This window comes from Candidatus Corynebacterium faecigallinarum, assembly GCF_052264515.1.
Taxonomy (GTDB): domain Bacteria; phylum Actinomycetota; class Actinomycetes; order Mycobacteriales; family Mycobacteriaceae; genus Corynebacterium; species Corynebacterium faecigallinarum.
In genome coordinates, this window is record NZ_JBQQOC010000086.1 from 1 (window position 1) to 663 (window position 663).

1 protein-coding gene is annotated in these 663 nt (G+C 66.4%); it reads left to right on the top strand.

What is annotated here, in order from left to right; genetic code table 11:
• Nucleotides 1–148: 148 nt before the first annotated feature.
• Nucleotides 149–663 (top strand): transposase family protein (locus ACTXPP_RS14155; RefSeq protein WP_443342761.1); only part of this gene is annotated, 515 nt, incomplete at its 3' end.

Consider the following 663-nt stretch of genomic DNA (forward strand, 5'->3'; position numbering starts at 1 on the left):
GGCCCTTCGCCTTTCGGAGTGCGTAGCGAGTGTGAAGCCGTCGGGATGGGCCGCTACAACATGTAGGGGTCAGGGGCCGGGAAAGCAGAAGGATCCTGCAGTGACAGGATGAAGGTGTTCAACGTCCTCATCAGTCACTCCAGGATCCATGTCTCACCCTACCGTCACGCCTGTTGCTGCCCCGAACCTCGTCGCCGACACGATCTGCAGAACCGCCGAACTCGGCCTGAGCATCGACAACGCCGCCGACGCCGGCGACGTCACCCACCTGTACTGCCACCCGGTGACCGTCGACCTCAGCTGCCCGGGCTGCGGACAGGGCTGCCGGGTCCGTGACCACGTCGAACGACGACTCACAGACCTGCCCATCGCCGGGCACCCCAGCGTCCTGCACGTACGTGTACCCCGGCTGGTCTGCGGCAACGGCGACTGCAACGTCGCCATCTTCCGTGCTTCGATCCCCCAGGCAGCCGACGACCGGCAATCGGTGACCCGCCGGGTCACCCGCTGGATCCTGCAGCGCATGGCGACAGACGGCATGAGCGTGAAAGCCTGCGCCCGCGGCCTGGGGATCGGTTGGAAGAAGACCTGCACCCTGGCCTTGTCCGCGTGCCGGCATCTCACCGGCGGTGACCCGGGTCGTCTTGACCATGTCCGGGTCCT